We start from the raw sequence: 16,720 nt of genomic DNA, 5'->3' as shown, positions 1-16,720 counted from the left end.
GGAGCGGCGACGTAGTGTGGAACTGACGATCTGCGGGCCGGCTCATCGACAGTCTTGAAGCCGCCGGACCGCGCCTTATGGAGGTTGAATCGTGGCCGCTCCCGCGAAGCGAGTCGAGCAGCTGGACCGGGTGGTAATCCGATTCGCCGGCGACTCCGGTGACGGAATGCAGCTCACCGGAGACCGGTTCACGTCGGAGACCGCCCAGTTGGGCAACGACATCTCGACACTTCCGAACTTCCCTGCAGAGATCCGTGCACCAGCGGGCACCCTTCCCGGGGTCTCCAGTTTCCAGGTGCACTTCGCCGACTACGACATTCTCACCCCGGGCGACGCGCCGAACGTCCTCGTCGCGATGAACCCGGCCGCACTCAAGGCGAACCTGGCCGACCTGCCGGCCGGCGCCGACATCATCGTCAACACCGACGAGTTCACCCGGCGCAACCTGGCCAAGGTGGGCTACGCCGAGAGCCCACTGGAGGACGGCTCGCTCGCCGAGTTCGCCGTCCATCCGGTCGCGCTCACGTCCCTGACCCTAGGCGCCCTGGCCGAGAGCGGCGTCTCGAAGAAGGACGGCGAGCGCGCCAAGAACATGTTCGCGCTGGGACTGCTCAGTTGGATGTACTCGCGGCCGTTCGAGTCCACCCTACGGTTCCTGGAGCACAAGTTCGCCAAACGGCCGGATCTGGTCGCCGCGAACAAGACCGCCTTCCAGGCCGGCTGGAACTACGGCGAGACCACCGAGGCGTTCTCGGTGCGCTACGAGATCAAGCCGGCCAAGATGCGGCCCGGCACCTACCGCAACATCACCGGCAACCAGGCGCTCGCGCTCGGGCTGGTGGCCGCCGCCGTGCGGTCGAGGCTGCCGCTGTTCCTCGGCGCCTACCCGATCACCCCGGCCTCGGACATCCTGCACGAGTTGTCCAAGCACAAGCGGTTCGGTGTGACCACGATGCAGGCTGAGGACGAGATCGCCGCGATCGGGGCGGCGCTCGGCGCGGCCTACGGCGGGGCGCTCGGCGTCACCACCACCTCCGGGCCGGGTGTGGCGCTCAAGGGCGAGACCATCTCGCTCGCGATCGCCCTGGAGCTGCCGCTGGTGATCGTGGACGTGCAGCGGGCCGGCCCGTCGACCGGCATGCCCACCAAGACCGAGCAGGCCGACCTGAACATGGCGCTGTTCGGCCGGCACGGCGAGGCGCCGCTCGCGGTGATCGCGCCGAAGTCGCCGTCGGACTGCTTCCACGCGGCGCTGGAGGCCGCCCGGATCGCGCTGACCTACCGCACCCCGGTCATCCTGCTGTCCGACAACTACGTGGCCAACGGCTCCGAGCCGTGGCTGCTGCCGTCCGTCGACGAACTGCCGGATCTGCGGGTCGAGTTCGCCACGGCGCCGAACACCGAGGACGGGCGCTTCCTGCCGTACCTCCGTGATCCGGAGACGATGGCACGGCCGTGGGCCGTGCCCGGCACGCCGGGCCTGGAGCACCGCATCGGCGGCCTGGAGAAGGCCGACAAGACCGGTGACATCTCCTACGACCCGGCGAACCACGAGTTCATGGTCCGCACCCGGCAGGCCCGCATCGAGGCCATTCCGGTACCCGATGTGGACGTCGAGGACCCGGACGAGAACGCGCAGGTGCTGGTGCTCGGCTGGGGCTCGACCTACGGGCCGATCGGCGCCGCCTGCCGGGCCCTGCGCCAGCGCGGCCTGACGATCGCCCAGGCGCACCTGCGGCACGTCTCGCCGCTGCCGGCCAACCTGGGCGAGGTGCTCGCCGGGTACGAGAAGGTGGTCGTCCCGGAGATGAACCTGGGTCAGCTGGCCGCGGTGATCCGGGCGAGATATTTGGTCGATGCGGTTCCGTTCAACCAGGTCAGCGGCCTGCCGTTCACCGCCGCGACGCTGGAGAGCATGCTCGAGGACGTGGTCAAGAATGGCTGAGACAATCGCGCTGAAACTGACCGCCAAGGATTTCAAGTCCGACCAGGAGGTCCGCTGGTGCCCCGGCTGCGGGGACTACGCCATCCTCGCCGCGGTGCAGCAGTTCATGCCGGAGCTGGAGATCCCCCGGGAGAACATCGTGTTCGTCTCCGGGATCGGCTGCTCGTCGCGGTTCCCCTACTACATGAACACGTACGGGATGCACTCGATCCACGGGCGCGCCCCGGCGATCGCGACCGGCCTGTCCGCCTCCCGGCCCGATCTGAGCGTCTGGGTGGTGACCGGCGACGGCGACGCCCTGTCGATCGGCGGCAACCACCTGATCCACGCGCTCCGGCGGAACGTGAACCTCAAGATCCTGCTGTTCAACAACCGGATCTACGGGCTCACCAAGGGGCAGTACTCCCCCACCTCGGAGATCGGCAAGATCACCAAATCGACGCCGGCCGGGTCGGCGGACTCGCCGTTCAACCCGCTGTCGCTGGCCCTCGGCGCGGAGGCGACCTTCGTGGCCCGGACCATCGACTCCGACCGCAAGCATCTGCAATCGGTGCTGCGGGCGGCGGCCGAGCACGAGGGCTCCGCGTTCGTCGAGATCTACCAGAACTGCAACATCTTCAACGACGGCGCCTTCGACCTGATCAAGGACCCGGCCACCCGGGACGAACACCTGATCCGGCTGGAACAGGGCCAGCCGATCACGGTCGGGAAATACAACGTGGTTCATCCCGAGGGCAGCTTCGGCCTGAAGGTGCAGGAGGGCGGCACCCCGATCGTCCACGACGCGACCGTGAGCGATCCGGCGTACGCCTTCGCGCTGACCCGGCTCTCCGGCTCCGACCTGAACACCACCCCGATCGGCGTGTTCCGGAACGTGCGGCGCCCGTCCTACGACGAGATCGTCCGCAAGCAGGTGCTCGACGCCAAGGCGCAGGCCACCGGCACCCCCGAGGAGATGCTCGACGGTCTCCTCAACGCCGGTGACACCTGGACCATCCTCTAGCTAGACCGACACCCCGTTGGTGGCGGTCGCCTCGTCGCGGATGTAGACGAGCAGGTCGCCGGTCTCGATGCTGACGGCCTGCTCACCGCCGAGCGGCAGCACCTTGCCCCGGCGGATCAGCGCCACCACCAGGGTGACCAGCTCACGTGGATTGCGGCCGACCTCGGCCCGCTCCGCCGAGCGCATCGCCAGCGCCATGCCCTGCCCCGGGGTGAGCAGGTCCTCCACCACGTCGATCAGCGGCGGCGCGGTGGTGGTCAGGCCGAGCAGCCGGCCGGCCGTCGCGGACGACACGATCACGTGGTGGGCGCCGCTCTGCTTGAGCAGTGCGGCGTTCTCCTGCTCCCGGACCGCCGCGATGATCCGGACCTGCCCGGCGGTCAACTGCCGGACGGTCAGCGTGATCAGGACCGAGGCCTCGTCCCGGTCGGTGGCGATGATGACCGACTTGGCGTTCTTCACGTCCGCGTCGTTGAGCACCACCGAGCGGGTGGCGTCGCCCTCGATGACGACGAACCCGCCCTGGGTGGCCTGCCGGACGCCGGCCTCACGGTTCTCCACGATGACGATCCGGGACTTGTCGTAGCCCGTCTCCAGCAGCGCGGCGACCGCGGCCCGGCCCTTGGTGCCGTAACCACAGATGATCACGTGGTCCTTCAACTTGCGCCTCCACCGGGTGACCCGCAGGCCCTTGCGGTACTGGTCGGTCAGCACCTCGAGTGTGGTACCGACCAAAATGATCAGGAAGAGGACCCGGGCCGGGGTGATGAACAGGACGTTCACCAGGCGGGCCCCCTGGGTCGCCGGAGTGATGTCGCCGTAGCCGGTGGTGGAGAGCGAGACGACCGCGTAGTAGAAGCAGTCGAGGAGGGTAAGCCCGTCCTCGTTGACATCGCGGTACCCGTCCCGGTCGACATAGATGATGCCGACCGCCAGCAGCACCAGGACGCACGCCATCACCAGGCGGAAACCCAGCGCCCGCAACGGTCCCTGCCGGACCAGAGGTAGATGAATCATGGAACCGCCCGCACGCGATCACCCTAACGGTCAAGCTTGAGGTCCTAGCTGAAGGACACCACATCCGTCACCGGCCGCGCGCTGGAGGTCCCCTATGCGCCACATCGCGGTGGTCGCGCTGCTGATCGCCGTCCTGACCCCGGCCGTACCGGCACAGGCGTCGATGAGCCGCGCCCAGGTGCTCGCCCGCTGGACGCAGCCGACCGACGCCAGCTACACCGCCTGGAACACCGCGCGGCGCCAACGGGCCCGCTGGGCGTCCTACCGCTTCGACTGGTCCACCGATCTGTGCACGCGGGCGCTGGAGGTGCCGTTCGGCTTCGACTTCTCCGACGCCTGCCGGCACCACGACTTCGGCTACCGCAACTACCGCGCCGAGGGCACCTTCCCCAGGCACAAGGAGCGCGTCGACGAGGTCTTCCGCGCCGACCTGCGCCGCGTCTGCGACGCACACCGCCCCGCGGCCCGGCGTCCCTGCAACGCCATCGCCTTCGCCTACCACCGGGCCGTGCGTTCCCTACCGAAAACCTGATCCGGTACGGCGTTCCCCGTCCCCCGCGACAATGGCCGTCCCGTCGGCTCCCGCGATCCAGCTGCCGTCCCCAGCCTGTGCCGCCCGTTCCGGGCGAAGATCGGTGGTCAGGCTCTTATCGGATGATCTGCGCGAAACGGGCCGCGCCGTCCTCCAGGTCGGGGTGTTCGACGGCCAGGGCCATGGCGACTATCCGGTCGAAGCCGAGGCCGGCGCCGTCGGCATAGGCCGCGTCGAAGGCGGCGTCGCCGAGCGCCGTCCGCAGCGACATCTGCTGGGCCGACCAGAACGCGCCGAACGACTCGGTACGCCGCGCGCCGCGCGCCACCTCCGCACCGCCGAAGAGCACCGTGGCGGTCGCCGGGTCGCCGCCGAGCGCGCAGCGGACCGCGATCGCCGCCACCGCGTCCGCGGCCGCGCCCCGAAAACCGTGCCGCAGCCTCGACCGCAACGCCACCACCAGGTGATCGTGTGCGGCCACCAGGTCGCCCCGGCGCAGCGCCACCATGCCGAGAAGCCAGTCGACGGCCCGGCGGCCACGCGCCTCCGGGCAGATCGCCTCCAGGTGCCGGGCCGCGCCGAGCAGGTCGGCCGCGTCGGTGAGCGCGTCCCGTCGCCACAGCAGTTCGGCCAGGGTCAGCACGGCGGGCAGCGCGGCGTTCGGAACGCCGGCCCGCTCGGCCTGGGCGATCACCTCGCGACAGCTCTGCTCAGCGGCGGACGGATCGCCCTCCGGCAGCGCCACCCGGGCGGCCTGGACCCGGATCGGCAGCGCCGGGTCGCCGGACCGCCCGGCCGCCTCCTCGGCCCGGGTCAGGAACCGGTCGCGTTCCGTCCGGTCGCCGGTCAGGCCGGCGTGCGTCAGATAGGCGCCGGCCAGGTCCGCGGGCGCCACCGAGTCGTCGCCGGGCAGCGCGCGGTAGAGGGCGGAGAGCAGCTCACGGCCCTTCCGTCCACCGCCGTGCTCACGCCACCACGGATCCAGCGCGGCCGCCAGGCGCAGCCCGGCAACCACGTCACCGATCGCGGCGGCCCAGCGCAGCGCGCCCTCCCACTCGGTCACGAAGGGGGCGAACTCGGTGAGCGAGACGGTACGGCCCGGATCCTCGGCGACCACCGCGACCCGGTCCAGGGTGTGCAGCGACCAGGTGAGATGCCGGCCGCGGACGGACGGTTCGTCGCCGGTGGCCGCGAGCCGGCGCAGCGCGTACGCCCGCACCTGGTCGGACATCCGGTACCGCGGGCCGGGGATCACCTCGACCAGCGACTTGTCGGCGAGCTCGGACAGCGCGCTGAACCCCTCCGCGTCGCACCACTCCACCGTCGTGAGATCCACCGGCCCGGCGAAGACCGCGAGCCGGCGCAGCAGATCCGCGGCCCGGCTGCCCAGCGTCCGGTACGACCAGGCCAGGTTGTTGGCCAGGCTGGCGTGCCGGCCGTCCCCGGCCGCGTCGTTGTCCAGCGCGCCCAGCGGATCGTCGAGCCGCCGGGCCAGATGCTCGGCCGGCAGCAGCCGCAGCCGGGAGGCGGCCAGCTGGATCGCCAGCGGCGAACCCTCCAGCCGCGCGGCCAGCCGGGCCAGCTGCGCGTCACCGTCACCCGGGCGGCCACCCTGTGCGGCCGCCGCACGGTCCCGCAGCAGCGCGAACGCGTCCGCCGGAGCGAGCGGCGGGATCCGCCACACGGTCTCCCCGGCGAGCGCCAGCGGCGCCCGGCCGGTCGCCACCACGTCCAGCCGGCGGCACCGGCCGAGCAGGCGGTGCGCCAGCGTCGCGGTCAGGGCGGGCGCCGCGTCGCAGGTCTGCAACAGCACCAGCATCCGGCGCTCGGCGCACTGCTCGACCACCGTGTCGATCATCGGACGGCCCGGTTCCGGGCGCAGGCCCAGGGCGGTGGCCAGGGCGTTGGGCAGGCCCTGCGCCGCGGTCGCGGCATCGATCGTCCAAACCCCGCCCGGGTACGCCGGAAGCAGCCGCTCGGCCACCGCCAGGGTCAGCCGGGTCTTACCGGAACCGCCCGGCCCGACCACCGTCACCAGGCGGTTGTGGCTGATCAGCTCGGACAGCTCGGTGATCTCGGTACGCCGCCCGACGAACGGGCTGTGCTCGGCGGGCAGATTGTGCCGGGGCGCCTCGGCGGTCCGCGGGCGCGGAAAGTCCCGCTCCAGGCCGGGCGCGCACACCTGGAAGATCCGCTCGTCGTCGTCGAACCCGCGCAACCGGAAGGCCCCGATGTCCAGCAGGTCCACGGTGGCCAGCGTGGCGGCGGCCGCGGCACCCCCACCGGAGGTCGCGGCGAACGTGGCGGTCACGGCGAGAGCGGTCGCCTCCGAGCAGAGCACCTGACCGCCGTGCGCGGCCGCCGACACCCGGGCGGCACGGTGGACCTCGGCGCTCGCGTACTCCTGGCCGATCGGAACGGCCCGCCCGGTGTGCAGGCCCATGCGCACTTTAGGAATCGCATCACGGCGTGGCCAGTCGTACGCGGACAGTCGCCGCTGCGCCTCGACACAGGCCGCGACCGCCGCGTCGGCATTGGAGAACGCCACGAAAAAGGAGTCACCCTCCGTAAGGAGTTCGACACCATCAAAATCCTTAAACACAGCGCGTAGCACAGCTCGGTGCGCGCCGAGGACGCTCCGATACGCCTCACCGAGCATCCGAGCGAGTCGCGTCGAGCCCTCGATGTCGGTGAACATAAAGGTCACCAGGCCACTGGGTAGCTCGATCCGTCCCGACACGGTGGAACCTCCGCCCCCTTTGGGAAGTCGCGACTCATGCTGCCGTATCTCTGCGTCACCGCCCATCGTAGAAACGGACGGTAATCGTTTGCCCGCCATGGCCGACCCCTTACGGAGGACGTCCTGATCGTGGGATCGACCGGAGGCATACGGGACTACGCGTCTCGTAACGAAAGAGATCGAACGCGGAAACGCGGCTGGCGGGCAAAAGCGGCAGGCCGTTCGGGTGTACCCGAACGGGTCACACTTTCGCCACCGCGCGCGAGCGAGACGTCACCGGCCGAAGTCGACACTGACCATGGTCATTCCCTTGCGACGCCATCCCCTCACGGTGCCGCCGTCATGATGCTCTTCCGCGGTAAGCCTCGCCGGATCTTCGTACGTTCGCTGAATATTCACCGGGGTGTCACCCGCGCCACGCGTCGCGTCGTCCTCCACATCGGCGTGTCCGGCGTTCCACTCAGCCGCACACGGTCGAACCGCCCGCACATCAGCCGGATCTCCCGGGACGGCTCTCCGGGGAGATCCGGGGTCGGTTGGGCTCGGCGGGAACGGGCGGTGACCGCGGGGATTCCGGGATCGACCACCGCGCGGCCGGCACGGAGCGGACGCGCGGTGGTCGACGGGGTCAGCAGCCGCAGCCGCCACCGCAGCATCCCCCACCGCCACCGGCGGACGGGGCCGCTCCACCGCGACCGGTCACGGCAACGGTGGAGAGCAACTTGACGGTGTCGCCGTGGCCCTCCGGGCAGGTCGCCGCGGCGGCGGCCTCCCGCATCGGGCGACTGACTTCGAAGGTGGCGCCGCAGGCGCGGCAACGGTATTCATAACGCGGCATCCGACCAGCGTAGGCCCCTGTCCCGAGGCGGGTAGGAGGAGTTGTCCACAGGGCTTCGGCGGCCTCCCCGGGAAAGGTTTCCGGCGGGTAGGGTCGACGCGTGGCGGAGGTGCGGAAGAACCCAGCAGAGCGTCCGGAGCTGCGACCCGCGGCACCGCATCAGGGCGGGCCGCTGAGCGGTTCCGGTGCGGCCCCGGAGGGGACTGCCGCGTCCGCTCGCCGGCCGTCCACCGATCCGACCGCCGCACCGGCTGACACCCCGCAGACGACCGACGGCCCGAAGATCGATCCGGCCGCCACACCGGCCGACGCGGCGGTGACGGCCGACGCCGCGACTCCGGCGGCCGCTACCTCCGCCTCGCCGGACTCGGTCCACGCCCCTTCCGGGTCGTCCGGCCCGGGGGAGCCGTCGGCTGTTGGAGAGAAGTCCACCGAGAGCGATGCGGTCGTGGCCGGCGACGGGGAGAAGAGGGCCTCCGAGACCGGGAAAGCCTCAGACGGAGCCGCGAAACCGGGCAACCCCGCGGAATCGACCGCGGCCGCGAGCGCCGCGCTGGAAGCGGCCCCGGACGGAGCGGCCAAGGGCGCCGAGGCAGCTACGGCCTCGGACGGAGCGGCCAAGGGCACCGAAGCCGGGAACACGGCCACGACGAAGGGTGCCGAAGCTGGGAGCGCTGGGGCTGTGGAGGCCTCGGGCGGGACGGTGGAGGGCGCCGCGAGTGGCGGGCCGGATGCCGGTGGGGCTGCGGCGAAGGGTGCCGGGACCGGAAAGGACGCTCGCCGGCGGCGGTTCCGGCCGGGGCCTGCCGCCAAGCGGGCCGCACGCGGGACCGCGGCCTGGGCCAAGGGGCCCAGTGGGCGGGTGGTTCTTCCCGGGGTGTTGCTGGCGGCGCTCGTCGCGCTGGCGGTGACTTCGGGGGCCTATCTCGTGCCCAAGGCGCTCGAAGCGGTGCCCGCACCGAGCGCGACGCCTGCGTTCGGGGCGGACGGTGCCTCGGTGCCGCCGCCCGTCTGGGCCTCGCCGGGTGACGTGTCGGGCGGTGGGGTGGTCAGCGCGCCGCCGAGTTTTCCGGTGCCGGCGACCGGGATCGGCGGGCTGCCGCAGCCGACGGTGGGCAACACCCGGCCCGCGGATGCGCTGGCGGGCTGGGCGTCGGAGATCGGCACCCGGGTGAGCATTCCGGTGGTGGCGGTGCAGGCCTACGTCTATGCCGAGCTGGTCACCGCGCAGACCACGCCCGGCTGCCATCTGAACTGGACGACGCTCGCCGCCATCGGGGAGGTGGAGTCGTCGCACGGCAGTGTCAACGGGGCGGTGCTGGGCGCCGACGGGGTGGCGCTTCCGGCGATCATCGGGCTTCCACTGGACGGCCAGGGTGGGCGGCAGCTGATCCCGGACACCGACCAGGGCGTGATGGATCTGGACAAGACCTACGACCGGGCGATGGGTCCGATGCAGTTCATCCCGTCCACCTGGAAGGAGACGGCGATCGACGCCGACCGGGACGGTGTGGTGAACCCGAACGACGTCGATGACGCCAGCCTGACCGCGGCCGTGTACCTCTGCAAGGGTGGCCGCGACATGTCCAACGCCGACTCCTGGTGGGACGCGATCCTGTCGTACAACGCGGTCCGGCCGTACGCGGAGAAGGTGTTCCGGATCGCCGACGACTACGGACGCCGCAGCAAGGTGTGACCACACGAATTTCGCGACTCAGCGTGAGCGTAGCTGCACTTTTGCGTGGTGAGCACTTCCCTCAAGGTCTCACAAACGGCACGATGTACCCGTGAGGGTGCGTGAATGGGATCCCCGCTCCGCGTCCGCGGCCGAGGTCTGCTCGCTCGTGGAGACGGTGAACGCGGTCCTGGCGGCCGACCTCCCGGACGATCCACCCTGGCGCGACGTGCAGGTCCGGGACTATCTGGCCGAGACCATGCCGGGCGAGCGCCGGATCACCTGGGTGGCCGAGGACGACCGGCTCCCCGAGGGGGAGAGCAAGATTTTTGCGCATGTCAGCATCCTGTTGCTCGGCGACATCGGGGTGCTCGAGGTGCTGGTCCGGCCCGAGTTGCGGCGCCGTGGCCTGGGCCGGCAGCTGGTGGCGGTGGCGGCCCGCCGGGCCTATCTGGAGGGCTTCTCCTCGATCGGGGTGGAGGCGATCGGCGGCACCACGGCAATCCCGTTCTACGAGTCGCTCGGCTTCGAACGGGAGTATGTGGAGACCCGCGGCGTGCTCAACCTGGACTCGGTGGACTGGCTGGCCCTGGGTGGCATGGCCAGCGGGATCAGCCCCGGCTACCGGATCGAGTACCACCCGGGCGGGCCACCGGATCATCTGCTGGAGGCCTACGCACAGGCCAAGGCGGAGGCGCAGCACGACGATGACGACCTGGAGCTGGCGCCCCGCTCGTCCGATCCGCAGCGGCTTCGCGACTCCATCGAAACGCTCCACCGGCGTGGCCTGAAGCCGTTCATCGTGCTGGCCATCCATGAGGCGACCGGTGCGGTGGCCGGGCTGACCGAGGTGGTCGTTCCGGCGCAGCATCCGGAGCGGGCCGACCAGTACGACACGATCGTCGTCCGGGAGCACCGCGGCTACGGCATCGACCGGGCGATCAAGGCGCGGATGCTGTTCGAGCTGCGGTCCGCCGAGCCGACGCTGCGCCAGGTCCAGACGTGGAACGCACAGCACAACGAGTCGATGCTCAAGGTCAACGCCGAGCTGGGCTACCAGTCCGACCGCGACTGGTACGAGTACATAGCCGACGTGACTCAACTGGTCCAAAGCCTGGAACTGAGCTAGCTTTGCTCCGCTTCGCTCCGCGGCAAAACGCCGGGGTGTTGAGTGCACCGCTGTGCGGGTGAGGGTGGTTGTCTTGTGGCGTGCCCACCGATCTGAGCCCGGCGGGCGCGGCACGGGCTTGACCCGGCGGGTGCTCGCGGGAGCTGGCGGGACGGCGGGCCCTGCGTTTGGGGCGGGGAACGCCGTACCGGAAACGGGTTTTGATCTTTAGAAGCGGGAGCGGAGCAGCTGGGCGACCTCGGTGGCCCAGTAGGTGAGGGTGATCTGGGCGCCGGCCCGCTTGATCGACGTGAGGGTTTCGAGGATGACGCGTTCGCGGTCGATCCAGCCGTTGGCGGCGGCGGCCTCGACCATCGCGTATTCGCCGGACACCTGATAGGCGGCGACCGGCACGGTGACCCGTTCGCGGATCGCGGCGATGATGTCCAGGTAGGGCAGCGCCGGCTTGACCATGACGATGTCGGCGCCCTCGGCGACGTCCAGGTCGACCTCGCGCAGGGCCTCGCGGACGTTCGGCGGGTCCTGCTGGTACTGGCGGCGGTCGCCCTGGAGGGTCGACTCGACGGCCTCGCGGAACGGGCCGTAGAAGGCGCCCGCGTACTTCGCCGAGTAGGCGAGGATCGCCACGTCCTGGTGGCCGGCCGTGTCCAGGGCCTTGCGGATGACGCCGATCTGGCCATCCATCATGCCGGACGGGCCGACCATGTGGGCGCCGGCTTCGGCCTGCGCGACCGCCATGTCCGCGTAGATCGCGAGGGTGGCGTCGTTGTCGACCGTGCCGTCGGCGGCCAGGACACCGCAGTGGCCGTGCGAGGTGAACTCGTCCAGGCACAGGTCGCCCATGATCACCGTGCTGTCGCCCAGCTCGGACCTCAGGTCGCGGAGGCCGACGTTGAGGATGCCGTCCGGGTCGAGGCCGCCCGAACCGGTCTCGTCCTTGTTGGCGTTGTCCGGCACGCCGAAGAGCATGAGCCCGCCGACGCCCGCGCTGACCGCCTCGGTCGCGGCCTTGCGCAGCGACTCGCGGCTGTGCTGGACGACTCCGGGGAGGGAGCTGATCGGCTTCGGCTCGGTCAGGCCCTCTCTCAGGAAGAGCGGCAGGACCAGCTCGGACGGGGCGATCCTGGTCTCCTCGACCAGACGGCGGATGGCGGGCGTGCGCCGGAGACGGCGCGGGCGGATGTCAGGGAAGGACATCAGGCGCTCCTAAGCGACAGCGACGGGAAACGAAGAAGCGCGCCGCTTTCGCAAACGGCGCGCTTCGTTCAGAGGATCAGCGGAATCGGAGGGCGGTCGGGCCCTGCACCTTGGAGCCGCGGCGCTGCTTGGCCGGCATCGCGGCCAGCTTCTCGCGCAGCTCCAGCGCGTAGTCCGCGAGGGCCTCGACCAGGTCGGGCACCGAGGCGTTCTGCGGCTGGGTGTCGACCCGGAGGCCGAACTCCACCGCGGTCTCGGCGGTCTTCGGGCCGATCACCGCGACCACGGTACGGGCGTGCGGCTTACCGGCGATGCCGACCAGGTTCCGCACGGTCGAGGACGAGGTGAAGAGCACCGCGTCGAACCCGCCGGACTTGATCGCGTCCCGGATCTCGGCGGGCGGCGGGGCGGCCCGGACCGTCCGGTACGCGGTCACGTCGTCCACCTCCCAGCCGCGCTCGATGAGCCCGGCCGCCAGGGTCTCGGTGGCGATGTCGGCGCGCGGCAGCAGCACCCGGCCGACCGGGTCGAGGATCTCGTCGTGCGGCGAGAACTCGGCCAGCAGGCCGTCGCTGGACTGCTCCCCGGCCGGGATCAGCTCGGGCTGGATGCCGAAGGCGCGGACCGCGTCGGCGGTGGCCTCACCGATGCAGGCGATCTTCACACCACCGAAGTGGCGGGCGTCGAGGCCGTGCTCGCCGAACTTCTCCCAGACGGCGCGGACCGCGTTCACCGAGGTGAAGATGACCCACGCGTACCGGCCGTCGACCAGGCCCTTGACCGCGCGCTCCATCTGCGCCGGGGTACGGGGCGGCTCGACCGCGATGGTCGGCACCTCGCACGGGATGGCGCCGTAGGCACGCAGCCGGGCGGACATGGCGCCGGCCTGCTCCTTGGTCCGCGGGACGAGCACCTTCCAGCCGTACAGCGGACGGTTCTCCCACCAGCTGAGGGTGTCGCGCTCGGCCACGTCGGCGCCGACGGTGAGCACGACCCGGCCGGTGAAACCGAGCGCCGCGGCGACGAAGCTGTCCACGGTCGAGGTGGTGGTGTACTGCGTCTCACCGGTGCCGTCGCCGGTCACCGCGACCGGGACGCCCGGCTCGACACCGGCGGCGAGCAGGCCGTCACGGACGGCGGCCAGGTCACCGGCGTCCACCGCGACGGCGAAGGAGCCCTTCTGCGCGGCGCCGGCGAGGGCGTCGAAGTCCAGGGTGGTGACGTCGTCGACGTCGGCGGCGATCCGGACGCCGGGCAACGGCACGCCGGCATAGGCGGCGACGCCCTCGGCCTGGCCGATACCGGGGATCACCTCGAAGTGCACCGCGGTACGCGCGACCGCCTGCACCTCCTTGACCACCGTGTCGTGGCCGAACGGGTCACCGGCGACGAGGTGCACGGCGGAGAGCCCGGACTTGGCGGCCGACAGCAGCACCTTGGCGACGTCTCCGGGCGCGCCCTCGGCCGGGCTGAACTGCGCGTCCTCCTTGGCGTCGGAGCGGATCGCGCTGAGCAGGGTCTCGGGCACGCCGCGGTCGTAGACCACCTGGTCGGCATCGGTCAACGCCGCATACGCGCGGCGGGTCAGCAACTCCGGGTCGCCGGGTCCGGCGCCGATGAACGCGATGCGTCCGGCTGGCTTACGGGCGGTGCGGGTGGTCATTCTGTGCTCCCCATCAGGGTATCGGCTCCGGCGTCGAGGAGATCGATGGCAAGCGCCTTGCCGATCTCCGCCGCGCCGGCGGGCGTTCCGGTGCGCGACAGTCGGATGGCTCGGACCCCATCCGGGCTGATCACCGCACCGCGCAGGTAGATCTCGTCACCGTCGTCGCCTTCGGCGATTTCGGCGTGTGCCGCGACCGGTGCGGAGCACCCGGCCTCGAGCGTGGCAAGCATCGACCGCTCCGCCAGCACGGCGGCCCGGGTCGGTGCGTGATCGAGAGCGGACAGCAGCTCGATCAGGTCGGTGTCGTCGGCCCGGCACTCCACCGCCAGCGCGCCCTGGGCGGGGGCGGGCAGCATGAGCATCGGGTCGAGCGTCTCGGTGATCTCCGCGGACCGGCCGAGGCGTGCCACACCGGCCCGGGCCAGAACGACGGCATCGAGGTCGGCCTCGGGTCCGAGAACCCGGGCGATGCGCGAGTCGACATTCCCCCGAATCGGCGTGACCTGCAAATCTAGCCCCAAAGCGTGGAGTTGCGCGATACGGCGCACCGCACCGGTGCCGATGGACGAGCCCGGCGGCAGCTCCGCCAGCGTCAGTCCGTCGCGGGCGATCAGGGCGTCACGCGGGTCCTCACGCAGCGGTACGGCGGCGATGTGCAGCCGTGGGTGCTCGGCGGTGGGGAGGTCCTTGTACGAGTGCACGGCGAAGTCGATCTCGCCGGCCAGCAGCGCGTCCCGGAGCGCGGAGACGAAGACCCCGACGCCGAGCCGGGCCACCGGAGCGTCGGACCGGTCACCGGGGGTGACGATCCGGACCAGTTCGACCGGGCGGCCGGTGGCGGCGGTCAGCGCGTCGGCGACCATCTGTGACTGGGTGAGCGCCAGGGCGCTGCCCCGGGTGCCGAGTCGAAGCGTCACGGTTTCCCCCCGATCTCCGGTACCGCGTTCGCCTGTGTGGCCAGCGGGACGTCCAGGTCGAACAACTCACGGAGCAGGGCCGCGTACTGGTCGCCGCCGGGTTCGGCGGCGAGCTGCCGGACCCGCACGGTCGGCGAGTGCAGCAGCTGCTGGACGACCCGGTGCAGGGTACGGGAGACGTCGCCCCGCTGCTCCTCGGTGAACTCCGGCCGCCGGGCGATCAGCTTGCGCATCTCGGCCGAGACGACCTCCTCGGCCCGGGTCCGCAGGGCGGCCACCGTGGGCGCGATCTCGGCGCCACGCAGCCAGCCGAGGAAGTTCTCCACCTCGGTGGCGACGATCTGCTCGACGGCCGCGGTCTCGGCGGCGACCGGGTGGGCGCGCCGGCTGGTGGCGAGGCTGTCGATGTCGATGATGTGCACGCCGGGCAGACCGGCGGCGTCCGGTGCGACGTCGCGGGGAACGGCCAGGTCGAGCACCACCAGCTCCCTGCCGACCCGCTCCAGGCGCTGCCGGGTGAGCACGGGCACGGTGGAGGCGGTGGCGCACACCACGAGGTCCACCTCTTTCAGCACCGCGTCGAGCTCATCGAACCGGACGGCGATCGCCCCGTACGCCTCGGCGAGCCGGTCGGCGCGCTCGTGGCTGCGGTTGGTGATCCGCAGCGGCCCCACACCGGCCCGGGTGAGCGTGGCCACCGACAGCGCGCCCATCGCCCCGGCACCGATGACCAGCGCGGAACGCCCGGCCAGGTCGGCGCCGAGGTGCTCGGCGGCCAGGTCGAGGGCGGCGGTCACGACGCTCTGCCCGGCCCGGTCGATGCCGGTCTCGGCGTGCGCCCGCTTGCCGACCCGCAGCGTCTGCTGCATCAGCTCGTGCAGCAGGCGGCCGGCCGAGTCGACCTCGGTGGCCGCGTGGTACGCGTCGCGCAGCTGGCCGAGGATCTGCGCCTCGCCGACGACCATCGAGTCGAGGCCGGCGGAGACCCGGAACGAGTGGCGGACCGCCGCCTCGCCGTAGTGCACGTAGAGATGGCCGGCGAGCTCGCTGGCCGGGATGCCGGAGTGCTCGGACAGCACGTTGCAGATGTCGCCGAGGCCGCCGTGGAAGCCGCTGACCGCCGCGTACACCTCGACGCGGTTGCAGGTGGAGACGACCACCGCCTCACCCACGTACGGCTGGGCGACCAGGCGTTGCAGCAGACCGGGGACGGACGGCTCTCCGATGGCGAGGCGCTCGAGGACGGCGACGTCGGCCGTGCGGTACGAGGCTCCGATGCTCAGCAGGTTCACGAACCGACCGCCTCCTGGTTATCCGGGCTCGCGGCGGCGGCCCGGCCGCCCGGGAGGGCGGTCAGAGACGCCTTGCGGTGCTCGTGGAACGAAAGGATCTGCAGCTCGATGGCGAGATCCACCTTACGGACATCGACGTTGGAAGGCACCGACAGAACGCCCGGCGCGAAGTTGAGGATGCTCGTCACACCCGCGGCGACCAGCGCGTCGGCGACCGTCTGGGCGGTGCCGGGCGGGGTGGCTATCACACCGATGGCGATGGACTCCTCAACCGCGATCCGCTCCAGCTCGTCGAGGTGCCGCACGGTGAGGCCGTTGATCTGCTCGCCGACCTTCTTCGGGTCGGTGTCGAAGAGGGCCACCACCCGGAAGCCGCGGCTGGCGAAGCCCGCGTACCCGGCCAGGGCGTGCCCGAGGTTGCCGACGCCGACCAGGCAGACCGCCCGGTTCTCGTCGAGGCCCAGGATGTACTCGATCTGGGCGACGAGCAGGGAGACGTCGTAGCCGACGCCGCGGGTGCCGTAGGACCCGAGGTGCGACAGGTCCTTGCGGAGTTTGGCGGAGTTGACCCCGGCGGCGGCCGCCAGACCCTCACTCGATACCGTCTCCGCGCCGGTCTCGGCGAGGTGATGGAGGGCGCGAAGGTACTCCGGCAGTCGCGCGATGGTCGCCTCCGGTAGATCCGGGAAGGCCGGGACGCCACCGGCCTCGCCGGGCGTGCTTCCGTGACGCTGCTGACTCATCTGACTCCGTGCCGACGAGGCGAACC

General features: G+C 71.3%; 14 protein-coding genes. 5 read left to right on the top strand and 9 right to left on the bottom strand.

Annotated elements, in window-relative coordinates:
• Nucleotides 1–91 precede the first annotated feature (91 nt).
• Both KZ829_RS04635 and KZ829_RS04630 read left to right on the top strand, forming a co-directional pair.
• A complete protein-coding gene (locus KZ829_RS04635) occupies nt 92–1,945 on the top strand; it encodes a 2-oxoacid:acceptor oxidoreductase subunit alpha (protein ID WP_220142594.1) in 1,854 nt (617 codons plus the stop codon).
• A complete protein-coding gene (locus KZ829_RS04630; RefSeq protein WP_220142593.1) occupies nt 1,938–2,948 on the top strand; it encodes a 2-oxoacid:ferredoxin oxidoreductase subunit beta in 1,011 nt (336 codons plus the stop codon). The genes KZ829_RS04635 and KZ829_RS04630 overlap by 8 nt, the downstream gene beginning before the upstream one ends.
• Here KZ829_RS04630 and KZ829_RS04625 read toward each other — a convergent pair whose 3' ends face one another.
• On the bottom strand, nt 2,949–3,965 hold the full coding sequence (locus KZ829_RS04625) for a potassium channel family protein (RefSeq protein WP_220142592.1): 1,017 nt from the start codon (nt 3,963–3,965) through the stop codon (nt 2,949–2,951).
• Nucleotides 3,966–4,059: 94 nt separating this feature from the next.
• Between KZ829_RS04625 and KZ829_RS04620 the strand changes: the two genes are divergently transcribed.
• Nucleotides 4,060–4,497: a phospholipase gene (locus tag KZ829_RS04620; RefSeq protein WP_220142591.1), complete on the top strand. Its 438-nt coding sequence runs from the start codon at nt 4,060–4,062 to the stop codon at nt 4,495–4,497.
• Nucleotides 4,498–4,612: 115 nt separating this feature from the next.
• Here the strand turns inward: KZ829_RS04620 and KZ829_RS04615 are convergent, their stop codons facing one another.
• The 3 genes from KZ829_RS04615 to KZ829_RS04605 all read right to left on the bottom strand — a co-directional run bounded on the left by KZ829_RS04615 (nt 4,613) and on the right by KZ829_RS04605 (nt 8,507).
• Complete coding sequence (locus tag KZ829_RS04615) at nt 4,613–7,237, bottom strand: ATP-binding protein (RefSeq protein ID WP_220142590.1); 2,625 nt, start codon at nt 7,235–7,237, stop codon at nt 4,613–4,615.
• Nucleotides 7,238–7,865: 628 nt separating this feature from the next.
• Nucleotides 7,866–8,075, bottom strand: coding sequence for an FmdB family zinc ribbon protein (locus KZ829_RS04610; RefSeq protein WP_220142589.1), 210 nt, complete (start codon nt 8,073–8,075; stop codon nt 7,866–7,868).
• Between the two features lie 159 nt (nt 8,076–8,234).
• The gene (locus tag KZ829_RS04605) at nt 8,235–8,507 is read right to left on the bottom strand and encodes a hypothetical protein (RefSeq protein WP_220142588.1); all 273 of its coding nucleotides are present in this window, start codon (nt 8,505–8,507) and stop codon (nt 8,235–8,237) included.
• Nucleotides 8,508–8,937: 430 nt separating this feature from the next.
• Between KZ829_RS04605 and KZ829_RS44390 the strand changes: the two genes are divergently transcribed.
• Entirely contained in the window at nt 8,938–9,771 is an 834-nt protein-coding gene (locus tag KZ829_RS44390) for a lytic transglycosylase domain-containing protein (protein WP_220142587.1), read from the top strand.
• Nucleotides 9,772–9,862: 91 nt separating this feature from the next.
• Nucleotides 9,863–10,879 carry a GNAT family N-acetyltransferase gene (locus KZ829_RS04595; protein WP_220142586.1) on the top strand — a complete coding sequence of 339 codons (1,017 nt, stop codon included), beginning with the start codon at nt 9,863–9,865 and terminating at the stop codon, nt 10,877–10,879.
• A 207-nt stretch (nt 10,880–11,086) separates the two neighbouring features.
• Here the strand turns inward: KZ829_RS04595 and hemB are convergent, their stop codons facing one another.
• The 5 genes from hemB to KZ829_RS04570 all read right to left on the bottom strand — a co-directional run bounded on the left by hemB (nt 11,087) and on the right by KZ829_RS04570 (nt 16,694).
• Nucleotides 11,087–12,076 carry a porphobilinogen synthase gene (hemB, locus tag KZ829_RS04590; protein WP_220142585.1) on the bottom strand — a complete coding sequence of 330 codons (990 nt, stop codon included), beginning with the start codon at nt 12,074–12,076 and terminating at the stop codon, nt 11,087–11,089.
• A gap of 76 nt (nt 12,077–12,152) precedes the next feature.
• Nucleotides 12,153–13,739: a bifunctional uroporphyrinogen-III C-methyltransferase/uroporphyrinogen-III synthase gene (locus tag KZ829_RS04585; protein WP_220142584.1), complete on the bottom strand. Its 1,587-nt coding sequence runs from the start codon at nt 13,737–13,739 to the stop codon at nt 12,153–12,155.
• Nucleotides 13,736–14,659, bottom strand: a complete 924-nt coding sequence (hemC, locus tag KZ829_RS04580) for a hydroxymethylbilane synthase (protein WP_220142583.1) — start codon at nt 14,657–14,659, stop codon at nt 13,736–13,738. Before hemC ends, KZ829_RS04585 begins: the two co-directional genes overlap by 4 nt.
• The gene (locus tag KZ829_RS04575; protein ID WP_183222532.1) at nt 14,656–15,951 is read right to left on the bottom strand and encodes a glutamyl-tRNA reductase; all 1,296 of its coding nucleotides are present in this window, start codon (nt 15,949–15,951) and stop codon (nt 14,656–14,658) included. The genes hemC and KZ829_RS04575 overlap by 4 nt, the downstream gene beginning before the upstream one ends.
• Complete coding sequence (locus KZ829_RS04570; protein ID WP_220142582.1) at nt 15,948–16,694, bottom strand: redox-sensing transcriptional repressor Rex; 747 nt, start codon at nt 16,692–16,694, stop codon at nt 15,948–15,950. The genes KZ829_RS04575 and KZ829_RS04570 overlap by 4 nt, the downstream gene beginning before the upstream one ends.
• Between the last annotated feature and the right edge of the window lie 26 nt (nt 16,695–16,720).

The sequence above is a fragment of the Actinoplanes hulinensis genome, assembly GCF_019429605.1.
GTDB lineage: Bacteria > Actinomycetota > Actinomycetes > Mycobacteriales > Micromonosporaceae > Actinoplanes > Actinoplanes campanulatus.
This window is presented reverse-complemented; position numbering and strand designations above follow the sequence as displayed.

What these genes read in the sequence shown, in the direction of transcription:
- KZ829_RS04630 (WP_220142593.1), top strand. Translation starts at nt 1,938, where the DNA reads ATGGCTGAGACAATCGCGCTGAAACTGACCGCCAAGGATTTCAAGTCC.
- KZ829_RS04625 (WP_220142592.1), bottom strand. Translation starts at nt 3,965, where the DNA reads ATGATTCATCTACCTCTGGTCCGGCAGGGACCGTTGCGGGCGCTGGGT.
- KZ829_RS04620 (WP_220142591.1), top strand. Translation starts at nt 4,060, where the DNA reads ATGCGCCACATCGCGGTGGTCGCGCTGCTGATCGCCGTCCTGACCCCG.
- KZ829_RS04610 (WP_220142589.1), bottom strand. Translation starts at nt 8,075, where the DNA reads ATGCCGCGTTATGAATACCGTTGCCGCGCCTGCGGCGCCACCTTCGAA.
- hemB (WP_220142585.1), bottom strand. Translation starts at nt 12,076, where the DNA reads ATGTCCTTCCCTGACATCCGCCCGCGCCGTCTCCGGCGCACGCCCGCC.
- KZ829_RS04585 (WP_220142584.1), bottom strand. Translation starts at nt 13,739, where the DNA reads ATGACCACCCGCACCGCCCGTAAGCCAGCCGGACGCATCGCGTTCATC.
- KZ829_RS04570 (WP_220142582.1), bottom strand. Translation starts at nt 16,694, where the DNA reads ATGAGTCAGCAGCGTCACGGAAGCACGCCCGGCGAGGCCGGTGGCGTC.